5 protein-coding genes are annotated in these 5,767 nt (G+C 57.3%); 2 read left to right on the forward strand and 3 right to left on the reverse strand.

Features of this window, described 5'->3' with window-relative positions; all coding sequences use genetic code 11:
- Both K1Y02_24735 and K1Y02_24740 read right to left on the reverse strand, forming a co-directional pair.
- Positions 1 to 281 (reverse strand): hypothetical protein (locus K1Y02_24735; GenBank protein ID MBX7259589.1); only part of this gene is annotated, 281 nt, incomplete at its 3' end.
- Positions 282 to 424: 143 nt separating this feature from the next.
- On the reverse strand, positions 425 to 1,756 hold the full coding sequence (locus K1Y02_24740) for a hypothetical protein (protein ID MBX7259590.1): 1,332 nt from the start codon (positions 1,754 to 1,756) through the stop codon (positions 425 to 427).
- A gap of 548 nt (positions 1,757 to 2,304) precedes the next feature.
- Here K1Y02_24740 and K1Y02_24745 point away from each other — a divergent pair.
- Entirely contained in the window at positions 2,305 to 3,252 is a 948-nt protein-coding gene (locus tag K1Y02_24745) for an alpha/beta hydrolase (protein ID MBX7259591.1), read from the forward strand.
- Between the two features lie 256 nt (positions 3,253 to 3,508).
- The gene (locus K1Y02_24750; protein ID MBX7259592.1) at positions 3,509 to 3,685 is read left to right on the forward strand and encodes a hypothetical protein; all 177 of its coding nucleotides are present in this window, start codon (positions 3,509 to 3,511) and stop codon (positions 3,683 to 3,685) included.
- Here K1Y02_24750 and K1Y02_24755 read toward each other — a convergent pair.
- A partial coding sequence (locus K1Y02_24755) for a hypothetical protein (GenBank protein MBX7259593.1) occupies positions 3,682 to 5,767 on the reverse strand: 2,086 nt, incomplete at its 5' end. The genes K1Y02_24750 and K1Y02_24755 overlap by 4 nt on opposite strands.

Raw genomic sequence — 5,767 nt, forward strand, 5'->3', positions numbered from 1 at the left:
CTCTGATCCTGCGCGCTCCGCGAAAACCCGTCGCTGCCTGCCATCCACTTGCGCGCGGCAATTTCTCCAAAGACGATGCCGTCAAAGTGGGTCTTCCGGTCGTCCAACGTAATCGCACTGCCTGCGCGTTGATCGAGGGTATTCAGATATACCCACGCGACCAGTGTCTTGTCCTTTATTTTGGGCATTCCATCGGCATACGCGGGGCGCGCGAGGCCTGTTCCCAATCCTATAATTGCGGTAAGTGTCCAAAGGCACACACTGATGTGACGGAACGGCATGGCGTTCAACTCCCCTTACGGTTTCGCGCGGTTCCCGTGCAAACCTTGCGCGCCGGATTGCTCCGGCGCGCACCCACGTGACAGCCTTGAGACTACAGCGGCAGTTCCACCTACTACAAGGTTCGGTGGTTGCCGCGAATGGACTACACTTTCCGTTTTCTTGTATGTGTCCCGATCCAGCAAAACGACAACAGAATCGCAAACACGACGGCGTCCCCACGCGCCTCTTTCGTATTCGCGTCTGAATTCACGGCGCCGCAACGCGATGCCAGTGTCTCCACGCACATCTCATACGCGCCCATATCGACTCCGAGTATCTGCGGACGCTCCACTCCTCGGAAGTCGTCTTCCGGTGCGCCGTCCTGGGTGCCCGCATCCAGGCACGGCGAAGACCCCTGAAGCCGGAAGTCGTTCAGGTCCGCACCGATGAACAGTGGATCGGCCTGAATATTGTGACCGGAGGGTGCGCGGTCCTCGATGTCGCAGTAGTCCACGGAAACATTGATCCCCGTAATCTCGTAGGTGCCCGTGTTATTCCACGCGATGCTGTTCACGACCGATACCGTTGCCGAGTTGTTCCCGCACACAGCCCCGCCGTCGGATGCCGAGTTTCCCCAGAACGTGCAGTTGGCGACAGTGCACAAAGAGGTGGATTGGTCAATGCATATGCCCCCGCCTACAAGTGAGCAATCATTGTCCGCGAAAACACAATTGGTAAGTTGGGTCATTGGGGTGCGAGCGGCGTAAATGCCTCCCCCATAGTAGGCTTGATTCGATGCAACCATGCACTTGTCGAGTTTCAGTGTTCCCTCGAAGTTGTAAATCGCGCCCCCGTTGTTTCCCGTGACATTGCTTATAAACGCGCAGTTGCTCGCGTTCATTACGGAGTTGGTATTAATATAGACGGCACCACCCATGAAGGCCTCATTTTGCGTGATAGAACAATTGATCACTGTGAACGGAAGCTCGGCGACCGGCTTTGACGCGCTATCGAGATAGATGCCGCCTCCAAGGCTCTCCAGGTTGGGATAGGTTCCGTTGGCCTTCCCGTTAAGGATGACAAAACCGTCCAGTATCACGTCCGAATCGCCGATTACCACGTGATACGCCTTTTGGCCACCACGCGCCACTGCCCCGTCAATGAGTGTCGGATTGGACTTCCAGTTGCGCTCCGTAATGGCGGCCTCGCTTGCGTTGAACCCTCCGTACAGGTCGACGCCCCCTTTCAGTATGAGCGCCCCTGTGCTCGATGCAGGCCGATTCTCGTCGTAGGTTCCCTCCGCGACCCACACCTCGCCGCCCCCATCGCTATCCGCCGCATCAATGGCGGGCTGAATCGTCGTGAACGCGGTTTCCCACGTCAGTCCATTCTCCGTCCCCGACGTGTTGCTTACGTCCACGTACCATATTGCGCCGCGAGCAGGCACACAAAACGACAAGACGGCAACTACACACATGCACACCTTCAGGTTCATGACCGCACTCCTTTCCTTTGCGACCTGCGCCCCCTACACGATGACGGGACTTCTGGTTCTCGTCGATTTAATGCAAAGGATCGCCCGGTGAATACGTGCTCGGTGCTTGATTCGGAATGAATAGATCGAGTGGGCGTGAGAAGAATGGAGAATGAACTGGAAGAGTAGAGGACAGATGGGTAGCCGCTATGGTCCGGGCGAGCCATCCCCCACGACGGTCCGCCGCAACGAAGATCGAAGCACCTTTCCCGTACCATGGCTTACTACCCCCATGGCCCGGACCTCAGGATGCACGCCATGTATCCTGAGACGGGAACCCTACCCCTGAATTCTCACGTGTCAGAACAAGAACGATGGTTGCGAGCAGCCGCACCTTTGGTAGAGAATAGGGTAGACAACGTTGTCGTGTCAATGGATTTGTATGTATTTCTTTGTTTTCGGCGTTTTGAGGCGCACAAGTCGCCACGAAATGTCCGTTCTCGCCGGCTCGTGCTGCACAACACGTTCCAGAGGAGACATTTATGAAGATGTTCGCCCGCACCTTATTTATGCTCGCTGTAGTTTTCCTCGTTGCCGCTTGCACTCAAGAGAAGCCAGATATTCTTGCGGGCGCGCCTCCCGTTCCCAAGGGTTACGCGAACTATCTTGAGGTCGTGACGGCGTACAACAAGGGGGATGTGAAACTCATCCCCACGAAGCCTGCCGTTCCCGATACCGTTGTTGCTCGCACGGGTATCGAATACGCGAATAGGAGCGGCGAATCGCTCAAGCTCGATGTCTTCATGCCCAAGGACTTGAAGAAGCCCGCCCCCACGTTGGTGTTTATCCACGGTGGCGGATGGAAGAGCGGCAATAGAGAGGACTACCTTGTTTACACCATTGACTTCGCGAAACGCGGCTACGTTACGGCGAGCCTGGACTACCGGCTTTCGGGAGTCGCGGCTTATCCGGCGGCCGTGCAAGACTGCAAGACGGCGATTCGCTGGCTGCGCGCTCATGCAACGGAGTACAACATCGATCCGGAGCGAATTGGGGTGATCGGCGGATCTGCGGGCGGCTATTTGTCCATGATGCTCGGGTATGTCCACGATCCCGAATTGGAAGGCGACCTCTACAAGGAGCAGAGCAGCAAGGTGCAAGCCGTTGCCAATTTCTACGGTCCTTGCGATCTGACGGTGGAGATGGCCCGCAAGGCGTCCGAAGTCACGGGCTTTCTCAAGAAGACCTACGAGGAAGCGCCCGAACTTTTCAAGAGTTCGTCGCCCATTTTCTACATCACGAAGGACTCGCCGCCGACGCTTATTGTTCACGGCACCATCGATCAGACCGTGCCCATTGCCCAATCCGATGCGCTTGCCGCGAAGCTCGCCGAACTAGGCGTTCCCTACGTTTACGACAAGCTTGAAGGCTGGCCTCATACCCTTGACGCGGCAGCAGGAGTCAACGAACGCTGTCAATACGTGCTCGCGAAGTTCATGGAGTACTACCTGAAGTAAAGCGCAAGTATTCGGGAGCAGATGAAGTGTGATCCGCTTCACCGAATTCGGGGTACATTCTCATCGTAGGGCCCGGCTTTCACCGGCACACCAGCTGGTCGCCGGGCCTTTCTATGAGGTGGCTATCCGCGGTTGTGGTTTCCGCTTGCCGTGGACACCCATTCAACGCCATTGACAAACACGCTCAATTGACGTACAAAAGTAGCTGTATCAAGGCTAGGAACTCACTCAATCAGTTGCAAAAGGAGATCCGACCATGAAACACATGCGTAGAGTATCGGCCAGCCACACACCAGCTCTTGCCGTCATTCAGGCTGGCGGGTGCATCCAAGACTTCTTGAACGGCGACTTTCCGTTCTGCTGCGGCGAGCCCAGCCTCATCGATTGCATCCTGTGCAGCTTTGGCATGGGTAGCTGCAAAAGCGACGTCTAGTCCCTGTCGAGACTATCGACGGCATCGAGACACAGGACGACAACCTCGTGTGGGTCGAGCGAAATGGTCATTTCCTCGCTCCACACGAGGTTTTCCGATCGACCGCTATTCGATTCCAACCGTATCGTGTTTAGTCCGGGTGTGCATGAGAATCGAATCGTTTGTGTGCTCGCCTTCTTCTGCGTCTCCGCCAGCACGATGCCCATCTTTTTGGTTTCGCGATTGAAGTAGACTTTTGTGACGACGTGCTCCGACGCTTCGAGCGTCATGCCATCCGTATCGCGGAAGTCCGCATACACGTAATACGGCGCAGTCTTCTTGCGCAGTTCCGCCAGCTTGCGCACGTGGTCCGCAAACGCGGGGTACTTATCGATGGGTGCGTCGCCGCCGTCGATCTTCATGTCGAGATGCATCTTGTATGCGAAGGCCGTGTTGACTTCGGCATACTCCAGCGCATCCACCTCATGACTCGCGAAGACCCACGGCATTGTGTAAAGGATCGGGTCGGGGAAGGGCATCAGAATGTTCCAATCCCACGAACTGTCGCACCACTGTCCCGTGAACTCATTGAGGCATTCCGAAATGACCACGCCCTCCGGATTCGCTTCCCGCACGGCCTTGCGTACTTCCGGCAACAGCCTGGCCAATCCGTCCACATAGACGCGATCCGGCGTGGACTCAATGTGGTCTTCGTTGTAGTCGACGAACATTTTCTCGGAGATCTGATCGAGCTGCGTATTGCCGAACCCATACTGCCGCACGATCCGCCGGATCGTTTCCAGGAAATACGCGCGATGCTCCGCGCACGGCGCAATTTCATGGTGCAACATCGCGCGGTTCCGCGTCAGCGCTTCGAAATTGTGGCGCGCCCAATCGCCCGCGTAATACGGGTGCCCTTCCCTCGTCTTGGCTTCCCATCGGCGCCCAAACTCGGCGTGTTCCGGCAACCCGATATTGGCCAGCGTGCCGTTATAGAAAGGCATCACCTCCACGCCCATTGCGCGCACTTTCGCGAGGGCCTCGCGCAACGCCTTCTCTCCGCCCCACGCCTCGTTGGGCACATAGCGGTACATGTAGTTGTTGTCGTGCCCGCCCGTCTGCCATCCAAATACCAGCAGATAGGGGCAGCCTGCTTTTAAGGAGGCCTCCGCCATCGCGGGAAGATCGGCGTATGTGTTGATCTCCAATCCGTCCTGATGTTTCATGAAATAGAAATGCCAACCGATGGATTCCGCGAACTTCGCGGGCCGATCCGGCTTCGCAATCCATGTCTCCAGCCATGCGCGGCGCTGCATCGCGGGCACGTGCCAGTCGCCCTCATGCACCAGAATGCGGACAACCGGCGACTGCCACGACTCGCCGGGCTTGATGCGCCGCGGATGCACCGTCACCGCTTCCAGCGTGCGGCGAACCGGCTCGCGGTCCTTCTCCACGATCTTGTGGATGAAGAAATCCATGATGGAGAAATCTTGTTGCCGTCCTTCCAGGGCGATTCCGTGCTTCGCGTTGCCCAGATTGCACCACGGCGATGCCATATGGCTGGGATAGCGCGCCACCTGTTTCTGCGTCCACTCGTTCCACGTATGATGGTCGCCGCCGAATCCCTTGCCGAAGGGATCTTCCGTTTTGCGGCCCCAGAAATGCGGCCAGACGAACGTGGCATCCGGAAAGGGGCCCAGGCCGCGCACCCACGGAAACATTACTTCCTCGATATTGACGGAGCCGCGATTCGTCAGTGACAACTGGGCTTCGATGGCATCGTCAACCAACGTGAGGGTAACGGTTGCGCTCGCCGCCGGCAGCGAATAGGTCAGCGTGGCAGTTGCGCCGGATACCGCGATCTCGGGAGCTGCGGCGTCGAAATGGCGATAGTGTTGGTCGCCTTCGGGGGCAATTGCGCGCCACAACAGCGCACGGTCCGGCGCAGCTATGTACTCGTGTCCGTTGCGTTTATCGAGAATGGACCGGAATCCCCCGGTGGTCGGATCCAATTCAATTGAGACGTTCGCGTTGCCAAATGTCATGCCAATTACTCCCGTAGTCGAATCGGTGATCACCAATAGGGTACACGTATCGAGCGGC

The sequence above is a fragment of the Candidatus Hydrogenedentota bacterium genome (assembly GCA_019695095.1).
Lineage (GTDB): Bacteria > Hydrogenedentota > Hydrogenedentia > Hydrogenedentales > SLHB01 > JAIBAQ01.

Bases quoted from the DNA above. Each gene is read 5' to 3' on its own strand.
- K1Y02_24745 (MBX7259591.1), top strand. From the start codon at position 2,305: ATGCTCGCTGTAGTTTTCCTCGTTGCCGCTTGCACTCAAGAGAAGCCA.
- K1Y02_24750 (MBX7259592.1), top strand. From the start codon at position 3,509: ATGAAACACATGCGTAGAGTATCGGCCAGCCACACACCAGCTCTTGCC.
- K1Y02_24740 (MBX7259590.1), bottom strand. From the start codon at position 1,756: ATGAACCTGAAGGTGTGCATGTGTGTAGTTGCCGTCTTGTCGTTTTGT.